Annotated in this window: 17 protein-coding genes, 2 pseudogenes and 1 riboswitch; of the genes and pseudogenes, 6 read left to right on the forward strand and 13 right to left on the reverse strand. The window is 60.7% G+C overall.

Features of this window, described 5'->3' with window-relative positions:
* Position 1: 1 nt before the first annotated feature.
* The 5 genes from KIP88_RS36075 to KIP88_RS36095 are packed head-to-tail and all read right to left on the reverse strand — an operon-like array spanning position 2 to position 6,444.
* The gene (locus tag KIP88_RS36075; protein WP_214492925.1) at positions 2-631 is read right to left on the reverse strand and encodes a precorrin-8X methylmutase; all 630 of its coding nucleotides are present in this window, start codon (positions 629-631) and stop codon (positions 2-4) included.
* Complete coding sequence (gene cobG, locus KIP88_RS36080) at positions 631-1,794, reverse strand: precorrin-3B synthase (protein WP_214492926.1); 1,164 nt, start codon at positions 1,792-1,794, stop codon at positions 631-633. The genes KIP88_RS36075 and cobG overlap by 1 nt, the downstream gene beginning before the upstream one ends.
* Positions 1,791-5,039 carry a cobaltochelatase subunit CobN gene (cobN, locus tag KIP88_RS36085; protein ID WP_214492927.1) on the reverse strand — a complete coding sequence of 1,083 codons (3,249 nt, stop codon included), beginning with the start codon at positions 5,037-5,039 and terminating at the stop codon, positions 1,791-1,793. Before cobN ends, cobG begins: the two co-directional genes overlap by 4 nt.
* Positions 5,039-6,073, reverse strand: coding sequence for a cobalamin biosynthesis protein CobW (gene cobW / locus KIP88_RS36090; protein WP_214492928.1), 1,035 nt, complete (start codon positions 6,071-6,073; stop codon positions 5,039-5,041). Before cobW ends, cobN begins: the two co-directional genes overlap by 1 nt.
* A complete protein-coding gene (locus KIP88_RS36095; protein WP_214492929.1) occupies positions 6,070-6,444 on the reverse strand; it encodes a DUF1636 domain-containing protein in 375 nt (124 codons plus the stop codon). The genes cobW and KIP88_RS36095 overlap by 4 nt, the downstream gene beginning before the upstream one ends.
* Positions 6,445-6,535: 91 nt before the next feature.
* Positions 6,536-6,752, reverse strand: a riboswitch (cobalamin riboswitch).
* A gap of 39 nt (positions 6,753-6,791) precedes the next feature.
* Between KIP88_RS36095 and cobO the strand changes: the two genes are divergently transcribed.
* On the forward strand, positions 6,792-7,445 hold the full coding sequence (gene cobO / locus KIP88_RS36100) for a cob(I)yrinic acid a,c-diamide adenosyltransferase (protein ID WP_214492930.1): 654 nt from the start codon (positions 6,792-6,794) through the stop codon (positions 7,443-7,445).
* Between the two features lie 18 nt (positions 7,446-7,463).
* On the forward strand, positions 7,464-8,912 hold the full coding sequence (locus KIP88_RS36105) for a cobyric acid synthase (RefSeq protein WP_214492931.1): 1,449 nt from the start codon (positions 7,464-7,466) through the stop codon (positions 8,910-8,912).
* A 10-nt stretch (positions 8,913-8,922) separates the two neighbouring features.
* Here the strand turns inward: KIP88_RS36105 and cobD are convergent, their stop codons facing one another.
* On the reverse strand, positions 8,923-9,891 hold the full coding sequence (gene cobD / locus KIP88_RS36110; RefSeq protein ID WP_214492932.1) for a threonine-phosphate decarboxylase CobD: 969 nt from the start codon (positions 9,889-9,891) through the stop codon (positions 8,923-8,925).
* 11 nt (positions 9,892-9,902) lie between these two features.
* Entirely contained in the window at positions 9,903-10,844 is a 942-nt protein-coding gene (gene cbiB / locus KIP88_RS36115) for an adenosylcobinamide-phosphate synthase CbiB (protein WP_308163716.1), read from the reverse strand.
* Between the two features lie 129 nt (positions 10,845-10,973).
* Between cbiB and cobU the strand changes: the two genes are divergently transcribed.
* The 3 genes from cobU (at position 10,974) to bluB (ending at position 12,971) form a co-directional block, all read left to right on the forward strand.
* Positions 10,974-11,477 carry a bifunctional adenosylcobinamide kinase/adenosylcobinamide-phosphate guanylyltransferase gene (gene cobU, locus KIP88_RS36120; protein WP_214492933.1) on the forward strand — a complete coding sequence of 168 codons (504 nt, stop codon included), beginning with the start codon at positions 10,974-10,976 and terminating at the stop codon, positions 11,475-11,477.
* A 73-nt stretch (positions 11,478-11,550) separates the two neighbouring features.
* Entirely contained in the window at positions 11,551-12,339 is a 789-nt protein-coding gene (gene cobS, locus KIP88_RS36125; protein WP_214492934.1) for an adenosylcobinamide-GDP ribazoletransferase, read from the forward strand.
* Positions 12,339-12,971, forward strand: coding sequence for a 5,6-dimethylbenzimidazole synthase (gene bluB / locus KIP88_RS36130; RefSeq protein WP_214492935.1), 633 nt, complete (start codon positions 12,339-12,341; stop codon positions 12,969-12,971). The genes cobS and bluB overlap by 1 nt, the downstream gene beginning before the upstream one ends.
* A 2,196-nt stretch (positions 12,972-15,167) precedes the next feature.
* On the opposite strand, the gene KIP88_RS36135 is transcribed toward bluB, so the two are convergent.
* The 6 genes and pseudogenes from KIP88_RS36135 to KIP88_RS36160 all read right to left on the reverse strand — a co-directional run bounded on the left by KIP88_RS36135 (position 15,168) and on the right by KIP88_RS36160 (position 25,671).
* Positions 15,168-16,403 carry an IS701 family transposase gene (locus KIP88_RS36135; protein ID WP_214492936.1) on the reverse strand — a complete coding sequence of 412 codons (1,236 nt, stop codon included), beginning with the start codon at positions 16,401-16,403 and terminating at the stop codon, positions 15,168-15,170.
* A 107-nt stretch (positions 16,404-16,510) separates the two neighbouring features.
* Positions 16,511-17,988: pseudogene (gene ltrA / locus KIP88_RS36140) on the reverse strand (group II intron reverse transcriptase/maturase).
* 791 nt (positions 17,989-18,779) lie between these two features.
* A pseudogene (gene ald / locus KIP88_RS36145) lies at positions 18,780-19,892 on the reverse strand (alanine dehydrogenase).
* A gap of 2,753 nt (positions 19,893-22,645) precedes the next feature.
* A complete protein-coding gene (locus KIP88_RS36150; RefSeq protein ID WP_214492937.1) occupies positions 22,646-23,335 on the reverse strand; it encodes a 50S ribosomal protein L11 methyltransferase in 690 nt (229 codons plus the stop codon).
* 598 nt (positions 23,336-23,933) lie between these two features.
* Positions 23,934-25,244, reverse strand: a complete 1,311-nt coding sequence (locus tag KIP88_RS36155; protein WP_214492938.1) for a serine hydrolase — start codon at positions 25,242-25,244, stop codon at positions 23,934-23,936.
* 109 nt (positions 25,245-25,353) lie between these two features.
* Positions 25,354-25,671 (reverse strand): hypothetical protein, encoded by a 318-nt coding sequence (locus tag KIP88_RS36160; RefSeq protein WP_249791275.1) that lies wholly within the window; start codon positions 25,669-25,671, stop codon positions 25,354-25,356.
* Between the two features lie 1,093 nt (positions 25,672-26,764).
* Between KIP88_RS36160 and KIP88_RS36165 the strand changes: the two genes are divergently transcribed.
* A partial coding sequence (locus KIP88_RS36165; protein WP_249791279.1) for a transposase occupies positions 26,765-26,937 on the forward strand: 173 nt, incomplete at its 3' end.

The raw sequence follows: 26,937 nt of genomic DNA on the forward strand, positions 1-26,937 counted from the left end.
GCTATTCGCTCCGGCTTGCCAGCGCATTCACGGCGGCAACCGTGATCGCGGATCCGCCAAGACGTCCTTCGACCGTGAGCGCGGGCGTGGGCGGATCGGCCATCAGCGCAGCCTTGGCTTCAGCCGCGCCGACAAAACCGACCGGACAGCCGATGATCGCCGCCGGTCTTGGATAGTTGCGATCCTCCAGCATGTTGAGGAGGTGAAACAACGCGGTCGGCGCATTGCCGATGGCGACGATCGCCCCATCGAGATGCGACCGCCACAGCTCCAGCGCTGCGGCTGAGCGGGTATTGCGCATCGATTGCGCGAGCCTGGGGACAGCAGGATCGTCGAGCGTGCAGATAACGGCGTTGCCGACCGGCAGGCGCGCGCGCGTGATTCCCCCCGACACCATGCGCGCATCGCAGAGAACAGGCGCACCATTCTGCAAGGCAGTCCGCGCAATATGCGCCATGCCGGGCGTGAAGCGGATATGCGCCTCGAGACCCACCATGCCGGCAGCATGGATCATGCGCACGACCACCGGCTCCTCGTCGGGAGTGAAACGCCGAAGGTCCGCCTCGGCCCGGATGGTGGCAAAGGATTGCCGATAGATCGCCGCGCCGTCGGTCTCATAGGTGTGCGGCATCAATGCCCTCCCATTAGAACGGAGGGATCCGCAACGATGTCGATGCCGCTCAGTCCGCGCAGGAAGGGCGCATCGCGCGTCGAGCCGCCGCGGACGAGATCGAATCCTGCGCTGGTCGCAACGAGCGTGATCGAAGCCGGGGCGGAATGGGCACAACCCTTGGCGCAACCGGAGACGTGAAGCCGGACATCAGCGGCAATATGCGGCGCAAGCGTGGCCGCAACCGCGCGCGTATCGGCATGCGCCTCGCGACAGCGCGGAGCGCCGCTGCAGGCAACAACGCGCAGAACTGGATCATCGGCTTGTGTGATAAAGCTCTCGCAGCGAGGCACCGTGAGCAGCCCTTCCGCCAATATCATCCGCCACGGGGTGATGCGCAGCGCCGGCGCGCGACTGGCGAGATAGCTTAGCGCCGAGTGGGGCACTTGCCCGAACGCTGCGCCGAGCATCGCGCCATGCGGATAAAGGCCGGGAAGTGGCGCAGCCAGGAGACGAGCGGGTTCGGCGTGGCCGCGAAGAGCTTCCGGCGGTCTTGCGCCGGTGCCGATGTGGGCGGCCATCCGCCCTCGCCCGCCCTTGGCTCCGCCCGAGGCGATGAACCATTCGGCCAACGCGAGCGCGACCTTCACGGCTTCTCGTCGCCTGACGGGCCGGCCAAGCGCCTGGCCGTCGGCGCGCACAATGAGCCCGCCTGCGAGATCGCGCTCGATCCGAACGTCGGCGGAGGCGCCGGCTAGCGAGCGCTCCTTCCCGTCGTCGACGGCGAAGCCGAATTTGGTCGGTAGATCGAGAGGACTGTTGGCAAGAGCCCGCTCGAGCTCAGCGGCAATCGAGCAGGTGTCATCGCCAATGGTCCAGAACGGCGTCACCAGAACGTTGCGCCGCGCCTCGGACTCCGGATTCTGATCGAGCAACCCCAGCCCCGCGAGTCCGTCGGTCAGCGGCCGAAGACCTTCATCACTGACACCCCGGATCTGGAGGTTCGCCCGGCCGGTCAGATCGATCAGACCGTTGCCGTGGCGCTCTGCCAGTTCCGCAATTCCTGCCGCCTGCCTCGCATCGAGCCTTCCGCCATGCGGGCGAATGCGTACCACCAGACCGTCCCCCGACTGCATCGGTCGCAGGGCACCGGGGCACCAGCCCTTGATCGCGACGGGGCTCATGAAGCCTCCCGCAGCGCGGCTGCGATCGAATTGCGCCGCGTCATCCAGAGCGAAGCTTCATGCAATCGGGTGAAGCACGTTTCGATCGCCGCGAGCGCCACAGGATTCTCACGTGCCATGAACGCGCGAACGTCGTCGTTACCGAGAGTCGTATCGTAATAGAGATCGAAGAGATGCGGAGGCACGGCGTCGGCAAGATGGGCGAAAGCGGCCATATGCTCGAGCGTCGCGGCGATCTCGGCCGCCCCCCGAAAGCCATGACGCATCATGCCTGCGATCCAGTCCGGATTGGCCGCGCGCGCACGCACGACGCGCGATATTTCCTCCGTCAACGCGCGTGCATGCGGCCGATCGGGTCGCGTTGTGTCGAGGTGATAGAGCGATGGGGCGGCCGCACCAAGCCGCGCGGCCGCGGCCGCAACGCCCGCCTCATGCACGGCATAGTCTGCGGCAACGAGAAGGTCGGTCTCTGGCAGGTCTTGAGCATGGACGAAGGCGTCAGCCGCGGCGAGCCTCGCCTCGATACCCGCGCGGTTAGGCCGCATCGCTCCATCGGTCGTGAACGCCCAGGACGAAGCCGATAGCCAGGCTTCACCGGCCGCTTCGCGCGATTCCTCCGTGAAGACATTCGGCCTCGATGCCATGCCGACGCCATACTGCCCGGGACGCGGTCCGAACACCCGCGCCGCGCGATGGCGATAGGGATTTTCGTCACCCTCCTCGTCGCGTTCGGAAAGCGCTTCACTCGCCGCCTCGAACAACCGCGCAAGACCTGAAAAGACGTCGCGGAACAGCCCTGACACGCGAAGCGTCACGTCGATGCGTGGCCGGCCGAGCGCGGCCGGCGCGATGATGTCATAACCCGTAATCCGCCCCGAGGCCTGATCCCAGCGCGGCGCAATGCCCGCAAGATGCAAGGCCATCGCAAAGTCCTCGCCTGCGGTGCGCATGGTCGAAGATCCCCAGAGATCGACCAGCAGCCCCTTCGGCCAGTCCCCGTGATCCTGCAGATGACGGCGCAGCAGTTCCTCGGCAAGCTTGATCCCCTGCGCATGCGCCGACGGCGTTGGTATGGCGCGGGGATCGACGGCATACAGATTGCGTCCAGTAGGCAGCACATCGCCGCGTCCACGATACGGCGAGCCGGCAGGCCCCGGCGCAACGCGCCTGCCGGAGAGCGCATCGAGCAGCGCGGTTTTCTCCGCGTCACCGCAAGCCCCGAGGCCGAACACATGCAGGCCGTCACAGAACTGGCTCTCCTTGAGATCGCAAACGAATCGATCGATCCGCGGAATGGCATCGGCCGGCGCGGCTGAAGCGGCAAGGCTAAGATCATCATCGAGGCCCGCGGCACGGGCTTCATCACGGATCGCCCCAATCAGGCGCTGGCGGCGTGCGGGATCGAGGCCATCGGCAGTCGAATATTCATCAAGCAGCTGCTCGAGCCGGCGCAGACTTTCGGGCAACGCGGCCTTTGCCAGCGGTGGCGGCAAATGGCCGATCGCGACGGCGCCGATCCGCCGCTTGGCTTGCGCCGCCTCGCCGGGATCGTTGACGATGAAGGGATAGATCACCGGCAAATTGCCGATCAAAGCTTCCGGCCAGCAAGAGCACGACAGCGCGACGGACTTGCCGGGCAACCATTCGAGCGTTCCATGCGTCCCCATATGGACGATGGCGTAGATGCCTTGCTGCCTGAGCCAGAGGTAAAGGGCGACATAGGCGTGGCGCGGCGTGCGCGAGAGGTCGTGATACTCGGTATCACGATTAAAGACTTCGCCGCGTTCTGGCTGAACCGCAATGATGGTCTTGCCACGCCGGATCGCTGCGAAACGAAATTCGCCGCCGCGACAGGCGCGATCATCCTCCGGCGCACCCCATGCGCTCGCAAGGTCATCCTGTAACGGGCGCGGAAGCTTCGCCAACTCCGTGCGGTAATCCGCAACGCCAAAGGTCAATTCCTCCCGCAGGAGAGTTTCACCGAGCGCTCCTGCCGCTTTCACGTCGTAACCGGCAGCGTGGAGATCGGACAGCAGCGTTTCGACCGAAGCAAGCGCGTCAAGCCCGACTGCATGCGCGATCTGGTGCGGCCGACCGGGATAGCTCGAAAGCACAATTGCCAGCCGCTTTTCGCCTGCCGGCGTGTTGGCGAGCCTGTGCCAAGCCGCCACCCGCTCGGCGACAGCACGCACGCGTTCGTCGTCGGACCTGTGCGCGAGACCGGCGAATTGCAGATCGGGGTCGCGCTCGCCCGGTGACTTAAAGCTGACCACGCCGGCAAACAGCCGGCCGTCAACCTCCGGCAACACCACATGCATCGCCAGATCGCCCGGCGAAAGACCGCGAAGCGACCCGGCCCAATCATCGCGCCCGGCTGTCGACAACGCGACCTGGAATACCGGGCAGGATACGATATCGAAAGGCGTCGTGCCACCGTCGCCGACCCCAGAAAAGGCAGTCGCATTCACGATAACGGCCGGAGGACGCTGCTCGAAATGAGCCCTCAACCAATCCGCCACACCAGCAGCTTTCAGCGAGGTCACGAACACGCCATAGGCATCAAAGCCCTTTTGCCGTAGCGCTGTGATCAGCGCGTCGACCGGTGCGGTATCGGCAGCGGTGAGATAGGAACGATAGAAAGTGACCAGCGCGCGCGGCCGCTGATCGGGACTCGGCAGCACCGCCATTGCACCGCAATCCGGGTCGTAGAAACCGATCTCCGGGATTTCCGTCTCTCCCATGACGGGCCCCGCATAGAAGCCCGCGGCCAGCGCGAGCTGGGCGATCGACGCTTGCGCCGCCGTCGCACCGCCCTTGTCGCACAAGGCTTTCAGCCGTCTGAGCGTCGAGACGGGTAATGTCGAGAGCGCATCCAGGCGTGGGTCGTCGCGACCGTCCGCCGGGAGCACCGCGAGCGCGATGTCGCGGTCCTTCGCCAATTGATGCAGGGCAGACAGTCCATATGACCAGTAGGACTCGCCACCGATCAGGCGCACCAGCACGCCGCGCGCATGCGACAACGTCCGTTCGATATAGGTGTCGACCGACAGCGGATGACGCAGCTCCGCAAGATTCGCGAGCCTCAGCGATGGCAGGCCGGCACGGCCGCGGCGCCAGCCGGAAGCGAACGCGGCGAGATCGCTGTCCGAAAACGAGAGCACCACAAGGTCGGCCGGATCCTGGCCGAGATCCTTAGGGATCGCGGTCTCCTCGAGACTGCGGCTCTCGCGAAAGACGACGTGCATCAGACACCAAGTCCCGCCCTGATGGCAGCCTCATCGATGTCGTCGTGTTCACCGATCAGAACCAGCTTCGACTGCCTGGGTCGTGTGCCCCAAGGCATATCGAACTGATGCCGTACCCGCTCCCCGACCGATTGCAGGAGCAATCGCATCGGCTTGCCCGCGACGGCAATATATCCCTTGGCGCGCAGCACATTTTGTTCGCGCGCAAGCCGCTGGATCGATGCGACCAGCGCATCGATGTTCGCAACTTCCGGGAGCTCGACGACAATGGAGGCAAAATCGTCGTGTTCATGCTTTTCCTCGCCGTCGTGGTGCGAGGGGCGCGCGGCGAGATCGTCTTCGGCCGCCGTTTCGAGACCAAGGATCAAACGCGTATCGACTGCGCCGTCGATCACCGGCAGCATCAGCACGCGACGCGGCATCTCGGTGGCAATCGCCGCCTTGGCCGCTTCCAGCCCGTCAGCGCCGGCAAGGTCCGCCTTGGTGAGCAGCACGATATCCGCGCAAGCGATCTGGTCCTCGAACACTTCCGACAGCGGCGTCTCGTGATCGAGATTTTCATCGGCCGCGCGTTGCGCCTCCACTGCGGCAAGGTCAGGCGCGAAGCGACCGGCCGCCACGGCCTCAGCATCCGCCAGCGCGACCACGCCGTCGACCGTGATCCGTGAGCGGATCTCTGGCCAATCGAACGCCTTGAGCAGTGGCTTCGGCAAAGCCAATCCCGATGTCTCGATCAGGATATGGTCAGGCTTCACCCGGCGCGAGAGCAGCTGCTCCATGGCGGGAATGAAATCGTCGGCGACCGTGCAGCAGATGCAACCATTGGCAAGCTCGATGATATTCTCGGCAGGACAGCTGGCGTCCGCGCAGGATTTAAGGATCTCTCCGTCCACGCCTTCGCTGCCGAACTCGTTGACGAGCACCGCAAGCTTCTTGCCGTTCGCGTTGGTGATTAGGTGCTGGATCAGTGTCGTCTTACCCGACCCGAGAAAGCCGGTGACGATGGTGACCGGGACCTTGGCGAGCGTGTTCATTCTGCGGTCTCCGGCACGACGGCGATGGGTGGAATGCGGGCAAGCGATTGTTTGCGGAAGATCTCCGGCCGGCTGCGCCATGGCACGATGCCGTCGGACGCCGCCGCATAGGCCGCAGCGCCGGCAACAACATCCGGCGCGTTTGCATCGGACAAGCGGCCGTACACATAGGACCAGCGTCCGGGGGCGCTGAGCGCGATCGAGCAGCCTTGGCTGCAGGCGGACAGGCATTCGACCGGAACGACGTTGACGCTTTCCGGCACGCCAGCCTCGAGGATGGCGCTGTGCAGACGCGCGCCTAGCGCGGTTTCGCCTTCCCTTAGCGATTGGCCGGCACGGCAGGTGACACAAACATGAAGCGTGACGGTCATCGCCCCTTCCTCAAAAAATTTGGCGGGGCGATGAGGTACACGAACCGGTGACGTGAGGGTTCGTTCCCCGTCGCGGAGTCACCCCGTCCGCCGGTTCAATCGGTGCGCTGGCAGGTCTCCCGGCTTGCGGAGTAGGTTTCCCTTCGATCCCGCCTTCCCAACCCCAAGAGGGGTCAGTGGCTTTTGGAATCTCTCCGGTCACGGTCGCGGGGGCGGCTGCGCTTCAGGCTCAAGCTTCGAAACTTTAAGCCCTATCGCATTCCCTCTTCGCCTGTCGTAGGACAGGAACCAACGCTCCCTCACCATTTGCCCTAGCGTGCAACTTGTCAAGCCAAAGGAACATGCAGATGATTTCCGAACCAGACGCCGTTGAGGAGGAAACCGTCGTCTCCGAGACTTCGCTCGATACCCGCCATGCGGCCAAAATGGCGAAGAAGAAGGCCGCCCGTGACCGGATGATGGCCGCCAAGAGCAAAGAGAAGGGACTTATCATCGTCCACACCGGGGCGGGCAAGGGAAAATCTTCCTCGGCCTTCGGTATGATCATGCGGTGCGTGGCGCATGGCTTTCCCTGCGCCGTCGTGCAATTCATCAAGGGGGCGTGGGACAACGGCGAGCGCCGTCTTCTGACCGGGCATTTTGGTGAACTGTGCCAATTCCACGCGATGGGTAAAGGCTTTACCTGGGAAACACAGGACCGTGCCCGCGACATCGCCGCCGTACGCGCGGCATGGGAGAAGGCCATGCAGTTGATCGCCGATCAAGCCTTGCGCATGGTTGTCCTCGACGAGATCAACATTGCGCTTCGCTACGAGTATCTGGAGATCGGAGAAGTCCTTGAGTTCCTGAAGAATTCAAAGCCACCGATGACGCATGTGGTCCTCACCGGGCGCAATGCCAAGCAGGAATTGATCGACGCCGCCGACCTCGTCACGGAGATGACGCTCGTGAAGCATCCCTTCCGATCCGGCATCAAGGCGCAGCCCGGCGTCGAGTTCTAACGCTTGAGAATTACTCCGATGGCGCGCGCGTTGATGATTCAGGGAGCGGGCTCAGATGTCGGCAAGTCGCTCATCGTAGCCGGCCTTGCGCGCGCGGCAACGCGCCGTGGCTATCGGGTGCTGCCCTTCAAGCCGCAGAACATGTCGAACAATGCGGCCGTGACCATCGACGGCGGCGAGATCGGACGCGCGCAGGCATTGCAGGCGCAAGCCGCAGGCGTCGAGCCTCACACCGATATGAATCCCGTCTTGCTGAAACCGGAGACGGATGTCGGCGCCCAGATCATCGTTCAGGGACGTCGCGTGGCGACGTTGCGCGCGCGTGCATACGCCGCCATGAAGCCTTCGCTGATGGCGCCGGTTCTCGAGAGTTTCGCCCGGCTAAAGGATCGCGCCGATCTTGTCCTGGTCGAGGGCGCCGGCAGCCCCGCCGAAGTCAATTTGCGGAGCGCCGATATCGCCAATATGGGCTTTGCCCGCAGGGCCGAGGTTCCGGTCGTGCTGATCGGCGACATTGACCGCGGCGGAGTCATTGCGCAGCTCGTCGGCATCAAGACCGTGCTCGATGCCGAGGATGCCGCCATGATCCGCGGTTTTGTCATCAACAAATTTCGCGGTGATCCATCCCTGTTTGACGATGGCTACCGGCTGATCGAAACCCGCACATCCTGGCGGGGCTTTGGGGTCCTGCCTTACTTCGCTCGCGCCAACGAGCTTCCCGCCGAAGATGCGCTCGGGCTTGCCGGTGCGCGCAAGGAGGGGCAACGCAAGATCGCCTTTCTCGCGTTGTCGCGGATCGCGAATTTTGACGATCTCGATCCGCTGAAACTCGAAGCCGGCGTGGATCTTGTGATGGTCCGGCCTGGAGAGGCGATCCCTGGCGATGCAAAGCTCGTAATCGTTCCCGGCTCCAAGTCGACACGCGGCGACCTCGCCTTCCTGCGCGCCCAGGGGTGGGACATCGATCTTCTCGCGCACCATCGCCGCGGCGGCCATGTGCTTGGAGTCTGCGGCGGTTATCAGATGCTCGGACGCGGTGTGGCGGATCCGGAGGGAATCGACGGGCCGGCAGGAGAAACGCCGGGCCTCGGACTGCTGGACGTGACGACGGTGATGACGCCGCAAAAGACCCTTAGGCGCGTCACGGCGGTCCACGCCGCGACGAACCGGCCGATCGAGGCCTATGAGATTCACATCGGGCATACCGACGGGCCGGATCGTGCACGGCCATTTGCCTTTCTTGACAGCGCGCCGGAAGGCGGAGTTTCCAGCGACGGACGCGTGTACGGCAGCTATCTGCACGGCCTGTTTGCTTCCGACAGTTTCCGAAGCTCATTTCTCGCGCAACTGGACATTCCGGCCGTAGACCAGCAGTATCGCGCCAGAGTGGAAAGCGCGCTCGACGCGCTTGCCGATCACATCGACACCCATCTCGATGTCGAAGGGCTGCTTGCCCTTGCCCGCTGAGGATTGGTGTTCAACGCGAGAGCGCGGCAGCAAACCGCGCCCATTCCGTCTCGTTACCCGGCAAGCCCAGACGCAGCCATCCCGGCCTTTGCCCAAATACACGCGACCAGATCTGGCTGCGTGCGAGTCGCTCCTGCGCGGCGTGCGCATCGCCGGTTTCATAGAGCCGGAACAGCGGCGTGCCGCCGACCAGTGGCCAGCCCTGCGATTTCACTTCGGCGTCCAGCCGAAGGCAGTCGTGTGCCAGACGCGTCGAGGTCGCCTTTGCCCAATCGCGATCAAGCAAGGCGCGCCGTCCGATCGCAATCGCTGCACCCGAAATCGGCCATGGACCCACCATCGCCGCCAGCGCCGCGACATCGGCCTCGCTGCCGAGCGCGAAGCCGAGCCGCAGTCCCGCAAGCCCGTAAAACTTTCCGAACGAGCGCAGGATCAACAACCCCGGCCGTTCCGCCTCCGGTGCAAGCGACAGGTCGGGGACGGCGTCGCCGAAGCTCTCGTCGATCAAGAGTCGACCGACACGCGGCAAAAGCGCGAGCAGTTCGTTCGGACCATGGCGCCGACCGTCTGGATTGTTGGGATTGACGACCACGGCGAGATCCGCACCCGCCAGCCCTTCGAGATCAGAAGCCTCAGCCACATCCCAGCCTGCGGCCGAAAGAATCGCTGCGTACTCGTTATAGGTCGGCGCGAGGATTCGCGCCCGGCCGCGAGATGACAAGAGATGTGGCAGCAACTGAATGGCCGCCTGCGCGCCACCTATAGCTACGATCGGCGCCTTGGTGGCACAGGCTTGCTGCGCCGCCCGATGGAGCGATTCAATATCGGATCGCGAGGGCAAAGCGCTCCAGTGTCTCGGCGCTACCTCGGCCACAGGATATGGCTGCCGATTGATGCCCGTCGAAAGATCGATCCAGTCTTGCACCCGCCCGCCAAAGCGCTGCAGGGCAAGATCGAGATTTCCACCATGCTCAAGCATTTGCTGCTCCTTCATGCGAAGGCCAGGATCGCAAGCACTCCACCCAACAGTATCATGGCGCGGCGATAGAGCTGCAGTCCCCGGCGGATGTCGGCGGCAAGCGGATCGCGCGCTCCCTCGTTCAGCCAGGGCTCGTTCGCGGTGCTTCCATGATAGATGCGGGGACCGCTGAGCCGCACGCCGAGCGCACCGGCCATGGCTGCTTCCGGCCAACCGGCATTGATCGAGCGGTGGCGGTTCGCATCCCGCACCATGCAGGACGTCGCATCCGAAGGCCGCGCGGCGAGCAGCCCGAAAAGCAAACCGGTGAGACGCGCCGGAATGAAATTTGCGAGATCGTCGAGGCGTGCGGCAGCCCAGCCAAAGGATTCGTGCCGCGCGGTGCGATGGCCGATCATGGAATCGAGCGTATTGATCGCCTTGTAGCCGACAATTCCGGGCAGCCCGAACAACGCTCCCCAGAACACGGGCGCCACAATGCCGTCGGAGGCGTTCTCGGCCATGCTCTCGATGGCCGCACGCGCAATTCCTGCCTCATCGAGAGCTGCGGGATCGCGTCCCACGATGTGCGCGACCGCTGCACGTGCGGCTGCGATATCACCGGATTGCAACGGATGCGCAACGGCGGCGACATGATCATAGAGCGAACGCAGTGCGACTAAGGGCCATGCCAGGATTCCCAGGAGGACGATGCGGCTCCATTCAAAGGCGAGCGCCGCCTGAACCGCCCATCCGATTCCGGCCGAAAGCCCAATCACGAAAAGCGCCACGGCTGCGCCAGCAAACCTCCGGATTCCAGGCGGATCGATGGACCTGTTGAAGCTGATATCGAGGATGTTGATCAGCCTGCCGAGCCATGTGACGGGATGGCCCACGCGGGCGAACAATGCATTGGGCCAGCCCAACAGGGCGTCCACCGTCATCGCCAATGCCATCGCCCCCGCAAAGTCCACGCATCGTCTCCTGTCATGCCTGATCGTGATGCACAAGAATTCGGTATCAAGGCAAGCCCCATATCGCCTGATTTCACCTTTGTCTTTGTCGAAGATTGGTGATTAGTCTGGCCTCAAGCGGAGGACGTCATGGCCATCATACTCATCACGGGCGGCACCCGATCCGGCAAAAGCCTACGCGCAGAAGTCCGCACCCGCGCTTTTCCGGAACAGCCCGTCTATATCGCCACGGCAGAGGCGCTCGATGAGGAAATGGGCGAGCGAATAGCGAAGCATCGCGCGCGGCGAGGAAAGGACTGGATCGAGCGCGAGGTTCCGCTCGATCTCGTGCAGGCCTTGATCGAAACCGATGGCGGTGGCGCAAGGCTGGTCGATTGCCTCACACTGTGGCTGTCGAACCTGCTCCACGCGGAACGCAACTGGTCGCATGAGGCTTCGCTGCTCGCTGACGCACTTGCCCGCCAGCGCAGCCCGGTCATCATGGTCACGAACGAAATCGGGTTCGGTATCGTGCCGGATAATGCGCTGGCGCGCGCATTTCGGGACGCGGCGGGTATCCTGAACCAGACGATTGCCTCCGTTGCGGACGAGGTCGAATTCGTCGTGGCAGGATTGCCGATGAAGCTGAAGTAATGCCGCGCTTGGCGCAATTGCGACGCGTCGTCGGGTGAGGCGAGCGAGTTGACGGTTCGAGGGCTGAAGACACATGCATCATTTCGAGCTTCTCAGGGGCATCGTCACTGACCTGAGAATCGCCATTTCGCTCTCCACGCTTCTGCCTCTCGGGCCGGCGACGCCGGTCAGCGATGGCGATGTTGCCCGCGCGAGCTGGGCGTTGCCAGTGGCAGGATTGCTGGTTGGCTTTGCCGGTGCGGCGGTCTACTGGATCGCACGCGAGGTGGGCTTGATGCCAAGCCCTGCAGCCATGCTGGCGCTGGCGGCCACGGTTCTCGTCACCGGCGCGATGCACGAGGACGGCCTTGCCGATACCGCCGACGGGCTCGGCGGCGGCCGGACGCGCGAGCGGAAGCTCGAGATCATGCGCGACAGCCGGATCGGTACTTACGGCGCGTGCGCGCTTGTCGCATCGCTCATCTTGCGATGGAGCGCGCTCGAAACGATCGCCGAGCCAATGTCGATCGCGGCGGCGCTTTCGGTTGCACATGCGGCGGCGCGCGCCGGCATGCCCGCCTTCATGTGGCTGATTCCGCCGGCGCGATCGGATGGGCTTTCGGCCCGAGCCGGACGGCCGCCGGGGCGAAGCGCCGCCATTGCATTTGCTCTCGGGGGTCTTTGCCTCGTTTTCGGTTCCGGGCCGAGCAAGGCGATGATCGGAGTGATTTTGCTCTCATTGGCCGGCTTGATACTGGCGTGGCTTGCCACGAGGCAGGTCGGCGGACAGACAGGTGATATATTGGGTGCGTTTGAACAGATTGGCGAGATCGTGGTTTTGCTGATGACAGCCGCCCTCCTCCACACGGAACCAGGACCCTGATGGCCGCTTTCGATGAAGCCTTTCGCCAGCAACTGCGCGAGCTCTTCGTGTGGCGCCGCGACGTGCGGCGCTTTCGTCCCGATCCTCTGCCGAGCGACGCCATGGAGCGGCTGATTGAGATCGCCTGCCTTTCCCCGTCGGTCGGCCTGAGCCAGCCTTGGCGGTTTGTGATCGTCGAAGACAACGCAAGGCGCAGTGCCGTGGTCGAGGATTTCAGGGCCTGCAACGCCGATGCGTTGTATTCTTATTCAGGCGAACGCGCGGCGCGATACGCGAGCCTCAAGCTCGCCGGTCTCGAAGAGGCCCCGGGTCACCTGGCCGTGTTCGCGGACAAGACGAATGATATGGGGCATCGCCTCGGGCGTGCAACCATGCCGGATACGGTCGAATACTCCGTCGCCGCCGCCATCTGCTGCATGTGGCTCGCCGCACGTGCAGACGGCATCGGACTTGGCTGGGTATCGATCCTTAACCCGGCTCGCATCCACGAGGTTCTTGAAGTGCCGGAGTCCTGGAAGTTCATCGGCTATCTCTGCGTCGGCTATCCCCAGAAAGAGTTTGATCGACCCGAACTTGAGCGCGCCAACTGGGAATATCGGCGATCGGCGAAGGAATTTACCACTCGACGCTAGCGCCCAGAATTTCAAGTTTCCACCCGGAGCCTTCGTCGCGTGTCAACGTCGTGTAGGTCAACCAACCAGGAGGCTGGTCGCGATACATCATGATGCGAGCGACCTGGCGATTGGCCGAAGGGCAACGTTAGATTCCTCTCGGCTAAATATCGGCCCCACACTGGTTTTGTCTGGCACTGCAGACCCGGGCCGCGATGTTTTTCCAGAGAGAGAGAGAGAGAGAGAGAGAGAGAGAGAGAATCCAGTTTTCCAGACGTCTGTGTTCGCTCGCGATACCCCGTGCGTAGCTAAGAAGCGAGAAACTCGTTAAGGGTTGAGGCCCCGGATCGGCGCGACCGATGCGGCGCCTGTTGCTGGCACCGTCGAAACCGGTGGGCCTCGCGCTTAAAGCTAAGCGCTGACCGACATCGATCGCCCAGCAATGATGGGTAGAGCGCGTGAGAAGCCACCCGCAGCCATCTACAGAGTACGCTCGCCCGACGATCAATCAGTGCGCTCGCAATTCGACGGGAAAGAATAATACCCGGTCGCCAGTTCAGCTGTACGAGGCCACAACGATTTGAATCAACGCACTTAGTGGTAAATGCCATGCCTGTCCTTAGGACAAAACGCTTTTCTGCCGGCCCAGTATTGTTGCGAAGTAATAGGCCGGTGACAGACATCAACTAATCCGATGGGCCGTTCTGATTTAGCGATGGATTGGTGCGAGGACGCGGCGCCAACCCCTGAATTCATGGGTGTGAGTGAGATCAAATGCAAGATCTGCAAGCTGGCGCTCGTACTCGCCATAGTAAAAAATGCCCGGCCCCCTTTCGGCGGCCGGGCGGAAGTCAGTCTGGGAGGAGCGACGCTGCTACACATCGCACCAGCTTCCGTCGGCAGAGGGAGGGTGCCGGCGGTTCATTTACGGCGAGGGCATTCGCCGTTAACTTTTCACGGGGAGGCCGATATCCGTTCCAAACGAAATCTGGTTTCGCGTCCTTCTCTATTCAGGGAATTCGGCCCAACGCTGCGCGGGAAGGTCGACAACGGCGTCAGTTCTTCCCTCACGTAATCTTAGGACGGTCGCAAGATCATGCTTCTGAGATGGACCCCACGGAAAAGAGGCTGTCCGTCAATGCTTCACCCACCGACTGATCGTCATCCACAACGGAAATGACGCCGAGTGTGTGCGGCCATTTGCACCAGACTATGCGCTTTATCTATGCAGCATTCCGTAAAATTGGTGAAATCGATTGTTTTGATGGGATGCATCTATACTGTTGATACATAAAGACATGCGTTCAGCGGCCTTGATCTAAATCGCGTCGTTCGCGCCGGACGCTCTGATGACCCAGCGTAAGCTCTGGCCTCATAGCAATCTATTCTATCAAGACCTCGCGGTGGCCGACTTTTTTGCGAGGCCTCGGCCCTTTTCCCACCTGCAAGGCCCGCTGCGGGCTTGCGCTGCTTTTACGGATCAGCCAGGGCACGCCGCGGAAATCTCACAATTGCGCGTTTAGGGCTTCAATCGCGAAAGACCACTGAGGGGGCGCGTTGGCCGACGGCTGGTGCGAAGGTATCATCGAGGCTTGCACGGACACGGCTCGCAAACGGCGAGGCACCGGGCTCATCATGGCGCATGATTGTTTGATGGCCGACAAAGTCTCACTCGGCAACGTGGTAATTGCGACACTATTCTCATCCAAGAATATCGCGCGGCTGTGCCCCGGGCCGACTAGACGCACATCATCGACAGCCTTCGAGCGGCACGTCATTTGCAAAGATGATGTTGGGCGTGGACACGGACGTTCACCCGTGCCGATGCCCGCAACCTCCAGGTTGCAGCCCGACGCACCTCTTGCTTCCCCCTGCAAAGTGCGTCGGGCTTTTCGGTCGTCAAGTTTCCACGCATCTGCCTATCCTCCGCGTGAATGCAAATTGGAACGCCGATGAACTATACGCGCGCATTTTCGGAGACGCCGAACGCCATGTCAGCGCCAACCGTCGGATGCATGGCGATGTTCTCGACGACCAGCGGCATTGCGGTCGCCGAGATTTAGCATTACAGTTGCTTTTTTGCTTTGAAGTGCGCGCGCTGAGCGACGGCCTGGTGAGCTCTGCGCCAGCAAGACCATGCGATGATGTGTGCGGGCTGGATGCGCTTTCGAGCGAGTCTGATGGCAATGCGGCGGATTTCCTGGATTGACCAACGGATCAGTGGCGCCGCGGTAATGTTTTGGCTTTTGCCGGGGGGCATCGTTTTGTTTTTTTGGGCGGTGGCGGGTTAGCGCGATGCCGGATCGCGGCCATCATGGCGAAGGCGAGCATCACCAGGGAGACGTGACGGTGCCAGCCATGCCAGGATCTGCTCTCGTTGTGATCGAGCCCGAACTCGTTTTTCGCGGTTTCAAAAATGTCCTCGATCGCCCATCGATGGCCTTCGACCGCGACCAGCGTTTCAATTGATGTTCCCGCTGGGCACCAGGTGGTGAAGAAGGCGAGGTCACCATCGGCGATGCGACGACGGATCAGTAGACCGCGCGTCCACAAACCATCATTTGCACTGTTGAATGGCTCGGCCTCGAGGTCGGCCAATTCGAGATAACACCAATCGTGCAGCCGCGGTCCTTTGGTTCCGGCTCCCGCCGACAGGCGCTTCCAGTCGGATGAGCGCCGCGTCCGGGCGATGTCGGCGGCCGTACCGGCGACCGGCGGTCGTTTGCCCCAGGATCGAAACACATGAGCGCTGCTGACCCCAAGCACGTAGCCTTTGCCGGCCCGACGTAGTTGCTGTTCGATGTCGCCAACGCCGTAGACCGTATCACCGGCAACCCACTTGAATGGTACAGACGCGGCGATCGCGCGTGCGATCATCCTCGTCGCAAGCTTTGGTTTGGTCGCAAAGCCGACATCGGCAGGCACGTAGGCGGCTTCCAGACGATCCGGATCGTCGGTCCATTCCTTCGGAAGATACAGCGCGCGGTCGATGAACGCATGACCATGGCGCGAAACGTAGGTAGCGAAGACTCCGATCTGACAGTTCGTAATCTTGCCTGCCGAACCCGTATATTGCCGCGCCACTCCGCACGACGCTTTGCCTTGTTTGAGAAAGCCGGTCTCGTCGATCACCAGCACTGCATCGTCATCCGCCAAATGCTCGATGACATGGTCGCGCACGATATCGCGCAGGGCATCAGCGTCCCAATCCCCACGCCCCAGAATTGCTTGCTGCCGCCATGGGCCAGGATCGCCAGCCGCCTCCGCCCGCTTCCAACCGGTCTTGCGCTGCTCATCTCCGAGCAGACCTTCCAGGAACAGGCCGGCATTCGTCGCCACACGCTCTTGCGTGAACAACGGACGTATCCGTTTCCTGATCTCTCGAAGCGACGCCGCCCACAACGCAAGCGTCTCCTCAATCGACGCTGCTTGCGTCCACGACCTCCGAATCATGGTTGCCCATGGATTCAGACATTTCCCAAAGAAGATCGCGGTAGGGACGCTCATTGCTGAGCGCCCCCCGCACAGATCCGGACGAGCCCGATTAAGGCATCCGGCTCCTACCTTGGGTGTGTGACGGCGAAACGCTGTTGCGGCCAGGGATGGAGGATACGGGGTTGAGGAAGCCAGTCATCCGCCAACTTCGTCATACGATCCCAAGTGAAACCGCCTCGTTGGCTGCGGCGCCGGAGCGTTCGCCGCCAGAGGTCGGTCACATGATAGCGGAACGCTGAGAGCGCCCGCCCGTTTGCAGGAACCGCATAATAGGCGAAGTGGCCGGTGATGACCTGTCTCAGCCATTTACCCTGGATTGGGATCGGTTGGTGCATTCGACGCCGCAGCTCTGTCTTGATGTCCTGGAGCTTCGTCCCCAGACGGTCGCGACGGGTCTTCCTTTCGAGCAGGAAGTTCCCCCGGCGTGACTTACCGCAGATGTGGATGAAGCCCAGAAACATGAAGGTCTCCGGTTTGCCGAGCCCGCGTGTCTTGCGATTGGTCGCCGCATAGCGACCGAATTCAATCAGGCGGGTCTTGTCCGAATGGAGCGTCAACGCGAATGCCTCAACCCGTTCACGCATCGCATCAAGGAAGCGACGAGCGTCGTCCTCATGCTCGAAGCCGACCACCAGATCATCCGCATAGCGCACGATAATCATGTCGCCGTGAGCCTCCTGCCGTCGCCAGCGTTCGGCCCAAAGATCGAAGCAGTAGTGCAGGTAAACGTTGGCAAGCAGCGGCGAAATCACCGATCCTTGCCCCGTGCCCCTGTCGTCCACGGTTACGACCCCGTCTTCGAGGATGCCCGCCCTCAACCATTTACGGTTCAGGCGGATGATGCGCTTGTCACCGATGCGGTGCTCCAAAAACTGGACTATAGCCAGTCTTGGCTCACACTTCCGAAGAAGTTGTGCACGTCGGCGTCAAGTATCCAGTTCACCTTCCGCGTGGTAATCGCTACCGTCAGGGCGTCCAACGCATCATGTGGCCCCCGGCCGGGTCGAAACCCATAGGAGAAGCCGACGAAGTCGCCTTCGTAGATGGCATTAAGCACCATGACGGTCGCGCCCTGGACGATTTTGTCTTCCAGAGCCGCGATCGCAAGCGGCCGCTGCTTCCCATCCGCCTTCGGTATGTACGTCCGGCGTGACGGTTGCGGCCGGTATGCTCCCCGGTGGACCCGTTCGTGCAGTTCCCTGAGCCGGGGCTCAAGGTCGGCCTCGTAGTCCTGCCACGTCATGCCATCCACGCCGGGGGCGGCTTTGCGCCGAAGCGCATAGAACGCCGTCCGGAGTGTATCGACAGTGATATGGTGGAGAAGTGCGGTGAACCGTTCCTTCTTCTTCAGCCTTGCGGCTTTCCGTACGCGGTCCAGCGCTTGGGTCTCGCGAGCCCGGTACTGTGCCCGGTGCGTGCTTTGCTGGCCCTCGTTCCCCTTGGTCCCCGGCCTTGGCTCCGCCGGCTCCGCCACCGGTCGCCCGGCTTTGTTCGCCTGCTTCGCAGCTACTATGCCGGAGTCAGACTTCTCTGGATCGTGCATCAGCGGCTACGGCTCCTCGCCTTCCCGCCGCGGACCAGGCTGCTCAGTGAGCATCTGGCCGACCGAGAGAGCTCCCGGTTCCCGTACAAGAAGCTTCTGCACATGCCAGGGTCTGCGACCACGCCGAAACGACTGGGCGCTCGCGATATCGCACCCCTTCGTGTTGCCTTCCGCTCAGTTGACAGCGTCGGCTCTCGGGAAAACATTCTTTCGCGGCTCAATGGCTGGCCTATGCACTCCCCTGCCGACGCTTCGCCGACACCCTCACGGATGTCTACGCACGGCTCGGGGCCGACGTGGATCGCTACTCCTTCATCGTAGTGGACTTCCACCACCTACTCCTTGCCGGTCTCCCGGCGCACCAACTGTAATGCAAATATGCCCTCTGCTGACTTCTGCGCTGCGGTCAGGCCGCCTTGCGGCGCCCTCAGTCTCGTTGCCGAGACACAGCACAGACCTCCCGAGGTAAGACCGACCGCCTTCTCCGCATACCCGCCGAATTTACCACCCCGACCCTCGATGGCTGTGGACTTCGCGATCATTTGCTCGCTCGTCCGGTCGGGTAGGCCTCGTTATCCGGTTCTTGTCCATCGGGTCGCGGATTTGCTCCACGCTTTCTTCAGACCCCACCTCACGATGACGCCCTTGCGCTTCGCTAACCCTTCACCACCATCAGGCTGGGTAGAGGACTTCCACCCCTAAGCTGTCGTTCATACTCGGCACACAAAAGAAGGCCACTCCGATGGAGTGGCCCAAGTCAGGGAGGAAACGCCCTTGAGGGGCCTCTGGGATCAGGCCGCAGCCTGTTCGATCGGTGAGAATGGCAGGCCGAGACTCTCGGCGACCGCCTTATAAGTCAGGCGGCCCCGATGGACATTGAGGCCTGCGCGCAGATGCGGATTTTCGAGGACGGCTGCAAATCCCTTGCTGGCGAGCGCCAAGCCGAATGGCAGCGTAGCGTTATTTAGTGCCTGGCTCGAGGTCAGCGGGACAGCTCCGGGCATATTAGCGACGCAGTAATGAATGACGCCGTCAATCTCGTAGGTTGGATCAGCGTGCGTCGTTGGACGGGATGTCTCGAAGCATCCGCCCTGATCGATAGCTACATCCACGATCACGGAACCCTTGCGCATCGAGCTCAACATGCCGCGGCTGACAAGTTTCGGCGCGCTCGCGTCGGGAACGAGCACCGCGCCAATGACGACGTCTGCCGCAAATACCTCCTCCTCAACGGAGTCAATTGTCGAAAACCTGGTACGAACGCGGCCTTCGAACAGTTCATCCAGCTCGCGAAGCCGGGGTATCGAACGGTCGAGGATTGTGACTTCGGCACCCAAGCCCGTCGCCATGCGTGCCGCATGCGTACCGACAACCCCGCCTCCGATCACCACGATACGAGCCGGCTGGACACCCGGCACGCCACCAATCAACAGCCCCCGACCACCTGTATACCGCTTCAGGGCCGCTCCGGCCGCTTCGATCGCAAGCCTGCCCGCGACCTCGCTCATCGGCGCAAGCAGCGGCAGTCCGCCATGTGCGTCAGTTACGGTTTCCTAGGCGATTGCGGTGCACCCAGACTTGATCAGGCCCTTGGCCTGTTCCGGATCCGGCGCCAAATGAAGATAAGTGAACAGAATCTGGTTCTCTCGCAGCTGGCTCCATTCGGAAGGCTGCGGCTCCTTGACTTTTACGATCATGTCGCTCGATGCGAACACCTCGCGAGCGGATTCCAGAATCGTTGCGCCAGCCTTGCGATAATTGTCATCTGTAGCGCCTATACCAGCACCGGCATTGGTCTCGAGCAGTACGCTGTGGCCTGCGGCCACATACTCGCGGACCGCTCCAGGGGTCACGCCCACGCGGTATTCGTGCGTTTTGATTCTTTGGGAACACCGACCTTCAATTGCAATCTCCTAACTTGGACAACCGCCTTTATAATCGAAAGAGCGTTGCAAACTTGCGACGCTGGCGGCCAAATAGCGCCGAAATTCAACGATTCTTGGCAGCGTCACGCAGCATTCCATCGGAATGACATTCCAGCACCGAGCTCAGCAGCAACGCGCGGATCGACTCGAATGGGATTATCCAGCACCGCGGTCGCGCGTCGGCAGCGCGCGCTGGAAAACGAAAGGATAATCACCGGGTATCGGGGTGATGCTTAATGTGAACCGATTCGGCCTCAACACTACCGTGCTGGTTAGAGTCACGCTGGACAGTCAAAGAAACGAGGCACTGAATCGTTCGAAACCGGCATCGTCAAATGCCAGTCAGCGAACTGCTGCTTTCTGATGTCGGCAAGCGATGATTATCTTCTCATAGTTCTGGCTGGCGATATCGAAGGCTTTCGAGAGAATTCAATAGAAACGCGTAACCAACAATTCGCTGTAAGCTGCCACTACGTATTTCCTCCAGATGGTTTTGGAGGCCGCGGCGAGCCGCGCTAAAGCGCCGCCCATCGGGTAAGGCGCACTCCTGATTTCAGGTTAGAATGCTCGCCGCCTGGGTTTTGGGTGGGGCGAACGCAAGGCGCGTCGCGCTCGCGCTGGAGGAGCCATGCGCTCGCGGCGTAAACTGTGCCGAACACAGCGAAGAAGATCGACAGCAAAGTGAAAAATAGCATCGTCGACACACTTACTTTTGTTTGCGGAACGCGGGTCTCGTCAGATTTCCTGTCGGACACTCCGGTTAATCAGCTTGCTGAGAATCTCTACACCTTGACGCTACGTAAGGTTCAAGCCACTTGAACAGATTCAGTACGAAACGCGTGCAGAAGCTGCACTTTTTCAGTTCGGCACGTCGCTTGCTTGTTCAGCCAGTATCGCCAATACATGATTGATATAAGGGCTCCGAGCGTCCTCGGCACCGTCGGGTCTGCTCCGCCAACTCTCTGCGGCCAATCGGCAGGAGGTGCGATATGAAACTGCACGTTCGGGCAGCTGTGGCTGCGTTCGCGTTGGCTCATAATCCCTGGGTCGTCTTGTGGTCGGAGTGTATGACCTCGAAAGATGTGCACGTAGCGGGCTCCGCTTGTTCCACGGCGGCGTGGTTGCCGGTACGATTATGTCAGCCACAGCTACGGTAACCTAACTTGTACCACCACGGTGAAAAGTCCGAATGGCTTGGGAGTACGAGGCTTTGACCACGACGCGTCATCTCATTGAAAGTAACGCGAGGTGAAGCCCACATGTTCGTATATAGCGTACGATCGTGGATTGCAGGTAGCCTGCGCCTTCCTACGTGAGTGGCTGAACTTACAAGCATCTGGCGTTCGATGAAAAGCTATCAAGAACTCGCCCTGATAAGCCGTTCCATCAACTGGCGAGCAGCCCTGCGGATCACAGCGATTCCGGCCTTGGCGTGGCTATTCGTGCAGCTAGCTCACATCTCGAGCGGCCCTCGATCGGCACAGGCCGGCGCTCCGCCAAACGGAGCTCCCGTCAATCCGGCCATCCCTGATGACCTGGATGCGGATTACAAGTCAGTTAACGCTCGCTCACTCCCGGCCGGCCATTGTCGCGTCAAGGATTCGGAGCTCAGCAACGTTCAGTTGGGCTCAAGTTACGCAGACGTTGTTTACCTATTCGGCTGCGCAGGCACCATCACTTCGCGTGAGACCGTTCAAGGGATCAAGTTTCACGTGCTTGCTTGGAATGACGGGCAGATCTTAGCACTATTCGTTAACGGAAAGCTCTCGATCGCATCGCAGTCCGGCCTTCGGTAGAAGATTCGAGGCTCTCGTGAGCCTGGCGAGCGCATTTGCTCTGATCCTGCATCACCGCCTTACACATGTGCTGATCTCGCAAGGCGTACGATACCAGAAGCGCCGATTTGTTAGCCTGAAGCAATCCCAACAGTTTGACGTCACGTGCGGTTCGAGCCTTCGAACACCGCCAGCGCGAAGTGCCTGCAGACGCTCCTATCTTTCCTTCAGTACGCTGCTTGCACTGTTCAAGGCAGCATCGCCAATAGCCGTCGCGGTGATGTAGGGGCAGCCTCGGCCTTGACAGCGGGTCGGGTCCGCTCCGCCCAGCTTCGGCGGCGATGGGCTGCGTGTGTATGTGTGAGGCGATATGAAACGGCACTTGCGGGCGGCTGCGGTCGCATTCGCTCACGGTCCCCGCCGTGATGTCCTCAGCGTGGACGAACACGAAACCCGTGGGTATGATAGACTTAGTGCTCTCCGTACGCTGGTACAGAGCGGCCGGATGCGATCATGACAACCGGCGTCATATCAGTGGCGCGTCATCGGACATGTATCACTACGGTGCGACCTCGCGTGGGCAGCTGACACCCAGGCTCTTGGCGCGTACAGCCGCGTTGATCACGACACCAGAAGCTACTTCTCAGTTACAGTCACCAACAACCCAGCCCAGCTATTCGATTATCGAAGGCTTGTGCTTCACATATTACCGTCTGGTGGGGAGTCGCGGATGCCGCGTAAATCTAGTCAGCCGGTGCGCAACGGGTTCTTTTAACTCATTCTTATCGATGCCGATTGGGCGGCTTGCTGTAGTTCGTGCGCGCATAGGCCGCGCGCCACTTCCTCTGGACCGTGAGTGCCGCGAGCTTTATGATTTTGCAAAGCGAGCGGTGCAGCGCCTGGACCTTTTTTGTGGGCCCATGCTCGGCCCGAACGGTGCACGAGGTCCAAGAGCTTTTATCGAGCCGTGAGTTCCCAAACAATCCGGACGTGCCCCCCTGGAATCGAGGGTCGGAAAATATGCATATCTCTGACGCGCAGCTTACTCTTATCAATCAAATTCAGGACGCGCCCAACGTCTCCCTGATCAGAGAAGAGCACATACATTATGCCATTATCATTCAGGCGGAGGTGCGCACCTTTGAGAGCTGAGGCCATAAGATTGTGATCTTCATCGAAGCAAGAACGCTCCAGGTCGTCTTTTGCTTTACGATTCCAATAGGGGGCGGCAAAGAGAATGATGTCAAATTTTTCTCCGGACTGCAGCCCAGAATAGGTATCGCTATAGCGCACTTCGGCTTTGTCCGAGTAACCTAATCGGTCAATGTTTATCTTCGTCGTGAGAACGGCTTGCGGATTTATGTCGAGAGCCACTAGACATCCCGCGCCGGCACGGAGTGCTGCAAGCCCTAGTACACCTGATCCGCATCCCAGATCGAGTACTGTCGCGCCAGGTTCGATGTGCCACTTCGACATCAATGCGTCGGGACCGTGACTTAGGCGCGGTGACAAAACGCCAGGCAGGATGTGTAGGGGCAGGCCACTTACTTCCACATCGTGCGGGCGTTCGCATAATCGAAGTTCAGCTAGCACTGCATCTACGTCCGTCGTTTGGCGCCTTAAAGATACGCCTATCGGGGCAGTCATCTATCTCTCCATCTCTTGGTGCCAAACAACATCGCGAGCCGTCTGGACCGATCCGGCGCAGTAGGCCGGCCTGGGCAAACTGCTTCAGCGTGCGGCAGACGGTGGGCTGGATGCCGGATAGCCGGCCCCATATTGCTCTCCATCAACCGACAGCCAACGATAGCGCGGCTGTTCTCGCGCGCTTGTTCTCTCGGAAATGGACACACAAGTTTAAAGGAGATCTGAATGCACACGGCCCTCACTCGGTGTTGCTGCCTCTCAACAGCAACGGCCGTGCCAGCAACTCCAAGCGCGTAAGCCTCTGATTACGCTTTAACAATTCGCACGCGGCAGACGACGGCCGGTGTTTTGAACGCGACAGCATTTGTACCGCTGTCGGAAACTGGACGAGGATCAGCGATCGTTTGCGCCCGGTCGTTCCGCAGTCTTGGTCGCGGCAGCCCGGTGATTGCGAGCAAGTGAGTGAAATAGTGAAATGCCGAGAACGACTGTTCTACAAACACGAGTTCCAATGCGATAATCGACGACACAAGAAATGTAGGAGCAAAGTGCGCTGCCTCGTTCTGCTCTCGACGAAGGCGGCAACAATGCTTTGGGATCAGTTGCCCAGTGCCTGCGCGACCAGCGCCTTAATCATGCGGTAGTAGTAGGTGCGAGTAGATCCTGGGGTCTGCGCCATGAAAACGACTGCTAGTTCCTCCGTTGGATCGATCCAGAAGAACGTTCCACCGTAGCCTGCCAACATGTACTCGCCTTCGGAACCCGGCACGCCTGCGAGTCCTGGCCCTTGCCGGACCAAAAAGCCGAGTCCGAACGTATAACCATCCAAACCCATCAGAGAGATGCCGGGTGATGCTGGTACCCCGGGACGATCGCCGAGGTGATCTGAAGTCATCAGTTTAACCGTGGTTGGGCTCAGATACCGACGGCCGTCCAGATTTCCGCCATTCAGCATCATTTGACAGAAGCGTAGGTAATCGGCCGCTGTCGACACGCCGCCTTCTCCTGCAAGGTCATTCGACGGATCGATCTTCATGTCGAGAAATTGTTCCTCCTTACACAGCGGCTCGGCAATTCGACTCCAATTTGCCTGAGGAACCTTAAAACCAGTGTCAGCCATCTTCAGCGGGCGGAATAGCCGCTCATCAAGAAACGCCGATAGCCGCTGGCCCGAGGCCGCCTCGATCACGTGGCCGAGCACATCTACAGCCAAGCCGTACTCAAAGGCGGTGCCCGGCTCACGGACCAGAGGCGCTTTGGCAATCCCGGCCATGAATTGTTCGGGCGTGATCAAGCGTGCGGGCTCAATAAGAAGGTTTGCTTCGGTGTAAGCCGCTTTGACCTCCGAAATTTTTGAGAACTTTCCGTAAGTAAGGCCCGCCGTATGTCGGAAGAGATCGTGGATGGTCATCCGACGCTTGGCGGGCTCGCGGGTCGTCTTGCCGTCTTTGTCCGTGGCCAGGACGTCCATTTTGGCCAACTGCGGCAGGAACTTGGAAACGTGATCGTTGAGCTGGACCTTGCCTTCCTCGACCAGCATCATGGCGCCAACTGAAGCGAGTGGCTTTGTCATGGAACAGAGGCGGAAGATCGCGTCCTCCGTCATTGGCGTGCCCGCCGCCTTATCGAGGAAACCAATAGCTTCCGAATAGATTAGATTGCCTCGCCGGGTGATCATAACGACGGCGCCTGGCATGCGCTCCGCATCAACTTCCTGTTGCAGCACCGCGCGAATTCGGGAGAGCCGCTCTGGCGAAACACCGACGGCTTCGGGTTGGGCACTTGGCCACGTGTAGATGCTATTGTCGGTGACGGCATGCTTGCGGCAACGATCGGGCTCCGAAACGCCGGCCTCATACTCTTTCAAACTCTCGATGATCTGTCCTTCCGAAAAGCGATTGCGTTTCATGCTCTGATCGTTGTCTTGGGCCAGAACGAACTTCAAACTGGATTAAGCCCGCGGGCAAGGTCAGCGAGGTCTTGTGCCCAGTAATCCTAGTTGTAAGTGAGCACGCGTCTCACTTCAGTTGAGCAGCTTCAGGCCAATCTGTGAACTCTAGCTCGAATCGACCAAAACCCGCGGGCTTGGTTGTGAATTTGACAGTCTTTCCTGAGAGGGCCGCCAATGTGCCGGATGCGAACTTGAACACCGTCTTACCGGAAGCGTCGACGCCGACAGCTTTACCGTCCTCCATGACAGTAGAGCCGCTGCCCTCCAAGACCTGCCCAACTGCAAATCCGTCGGGGGCGTGGTGAAGGTCGAGAGAAGCAAAATACGTTCCTTTCTGACCACCCCATTCACTTACCGATACTGCTGTAACAACGGCTTCCTTCAAGAGACCATCCACGCCGCGACAGGTATATTGAGAGCTGACAATAGCGTGTTCATTCCGATCACCTGTCGGCTCTCGAGCAGCGACTATGGCGGTGCAGTCGTAGCGCCCGATTGTGTCAGCGAGGGTAACCCGCTTATCCCAATCAAACCAAAAGCGGAACATAGTGCAGTAGCGAGAAAGGTCTTTGTCATTTTGGCTATGCCTTCGCGCTAGGTTCTTCGCTTGGTACGTACAACCTGACGCCACGTGCTATTCAAGGCCCTTTGAGCGCTTGTCGCGTGAGCGCTTCCCATAGCTAGGACGAGCGGTCAAGTTGCAATAATTGACGCACCAGGGAAGGAGCACCACCTCTACTTTGATTGCCTGCGTGAATGGAAAGCGACTATCTCCTCATAGTTCTGGCTCGTGATGTCCAAGGGCTTTCGAGAGAATTCAATAGAAGCGGACAACCAACAATTCGCTGTAACCTGCCATTGCATATTTCCTCCAGATGGATTTAGAGGCCGCACGCTAGGCGTGCGGCCCATCAGATAGGCGCCCTTCTGATTTCAGGTTAGAATGCTCGCCGCGTGGGTTTTTGGATGGGGCGAACGCAAGGCGCGTCGCGCTCGCGCTGTCCATGGCAGAGCCATGCGCTCACGGCGTAAACTGTGCCGAACATAGAAGAAGATAGACAGCAAAATAAAGAATAGCATCGGCGACACACTTCGTTTTTTTTGCGGAACGCGGGTCTCGTCAGATTTCCTGTCGGTGGCAGCCCTGGTACGTTAGCTTGGTCAGATCTCTACACCCTGACGCTACGTAAGGTTCAAGCCACTTGAACAAATTCAGTGTGCAGGAGCTGACGTTTATTAGGTCCGCACATTGCCTGCTTATACAGGCAGCATCACCAATGCGTCCGTCATATACGGGATCCGCGTTCTCGGCCACCGTCGGATCCGCTCCGCCCAACTCTCTGCGGCCCATCGGCAGAGGTGCTGTATGAAACAGCGCGTTCGGCAGCTGCGGTCGCGTTGCTTCCTAGGTGGTGTGGACTCTAAGGATTCCCTTTTAGGACCAAATCAGATTCAAGACTGCTTTTGGGGAGGCAGTCTTGGGCGTGATGGATCGTTTAGTGTTGAGCGAAGCGGCTTGGGAGCGGATGGCGCCGCTGACCATAGGCCGGCCTGACCAGAAGGGTTCGACCGGCCGTGACAACCGGATGTTCGTGGAAGGCGTGCTATGGGTCGTGCGTACAGGCTCACCTTGGCGTGACCTCCCCGAGGC

This window comes from Bradyrhizobium sp. SRL28 (assembly GCF_018596315.1).
Lineage (GTDB): Bacteria > Pseudomonadota > Alphaproteobacteria > Rhizobiales > Xanthobacteraceae > Bradyrhizobium.

What these genes read in the sequence shown, in the direction of transcription:
- cobU (WP_214492933.1), top strand. Translation starts at nt 10,974, where the DNA reads ATGGCCATCATACTCATCACGGGCGGCACCCGATCCGGCAAAAGCCTA.
- KIP88_RS36075 (WP_214492925.1), bottom strand. Translation starts at nt 631, where the DNA reads ATGCCGCACACCTATGAGACCGACGGCGCGGCGATCTATCGGCAATCC.
- KIP88_RS36105 (WP_214492931.1), top strand. Translation starts at nt 7,464, where the DNA reads ATGGCGCGCGCGTTGATGATTCAGGGAGCGGGCTCAGATGTCGGCAAG.
- KIP88_RS36150 (WP_214492937.1), bottom strand. Translation starts at nt 23,335, where the DNA reads ATGACTGCCCCGATAGGCGTATCTTTAAGGCGCCAAACGACGGACGTA.
- KIP88_RS36135 (WP_214492936.1), bottom strand. Translation starts at nt 16,403, where the DNA reads ATGATTCGGAGGTCGTGGACGCAAGCAGCGTCGATTGAGGAGACGCTT.
- KIP88_RS36155 (WP_214492938.1), bottom strand. Translation starts at nt 25,244, where the DNA reads ATGAAACGCAATCGCTTTTCGGAAGGACAGATCATCGAGAGTTTGAAA.
- cobO (WP_214492930.1), top strand. Translation starts at nt 6,792, where the DNA reads ATGATTTCCGAACCAGACGCCGTTGAGGAGGAAACCGTCGTCTCCGAG.
- cobS (WP_214492934.1), top strand. Translation starts at nt 11,551, where the DNA reads ATGCATCATTTCGAGCTTCTCAGGGGCATCGTCACTGACCTGAGAATC.
- cobG (WP_214492926.1), bottom strand. Translation starts at nt 1,794, where the DNA reads ATGAGCCCCGTCGCGATCAAGGGCTGGTGCCCCGGTGCCCTGCGACCG.
- cobW (WP_214492928.1), bottom strand. Translation starts at nt 6,073, where the DNA reads ATGAACACGCTCGCCAAGGTCCCGGTCACCATCGTCACCGGCTTTCTC.
- KIP88_RS36095 (WP_214492929.1), bottom strand. Translation starts at nt 6,444, where the DNA reads ATGACCGTCACGCTTCATGTTTGTGTCACCTGCCGTGCCGGCCAATCG.
- bluB (WP_214492935.1), top strand. Translation starts at nt 12,339, where the DNA reads ATGGCCGCTTTCGATGAAGCCTTTCGCCAGCAACTGCGCGAGCTCTTC.
- cobD (WP_214492932.1), bottom strand. Translation starts at nt 9,891, where the DNA reads ATGCTTGAGCATGGTGGAAATCTCGATCTTGCCCTGCAGCGCTTTGGC.
- cobN (WP_214492927.1), bottom strand. Translation starts at nt 5,039, where the DNA reads ATGCACGTCGTCTTTCGCGAGAGCCGCAGTCTCGAGGAGACCGCGATC.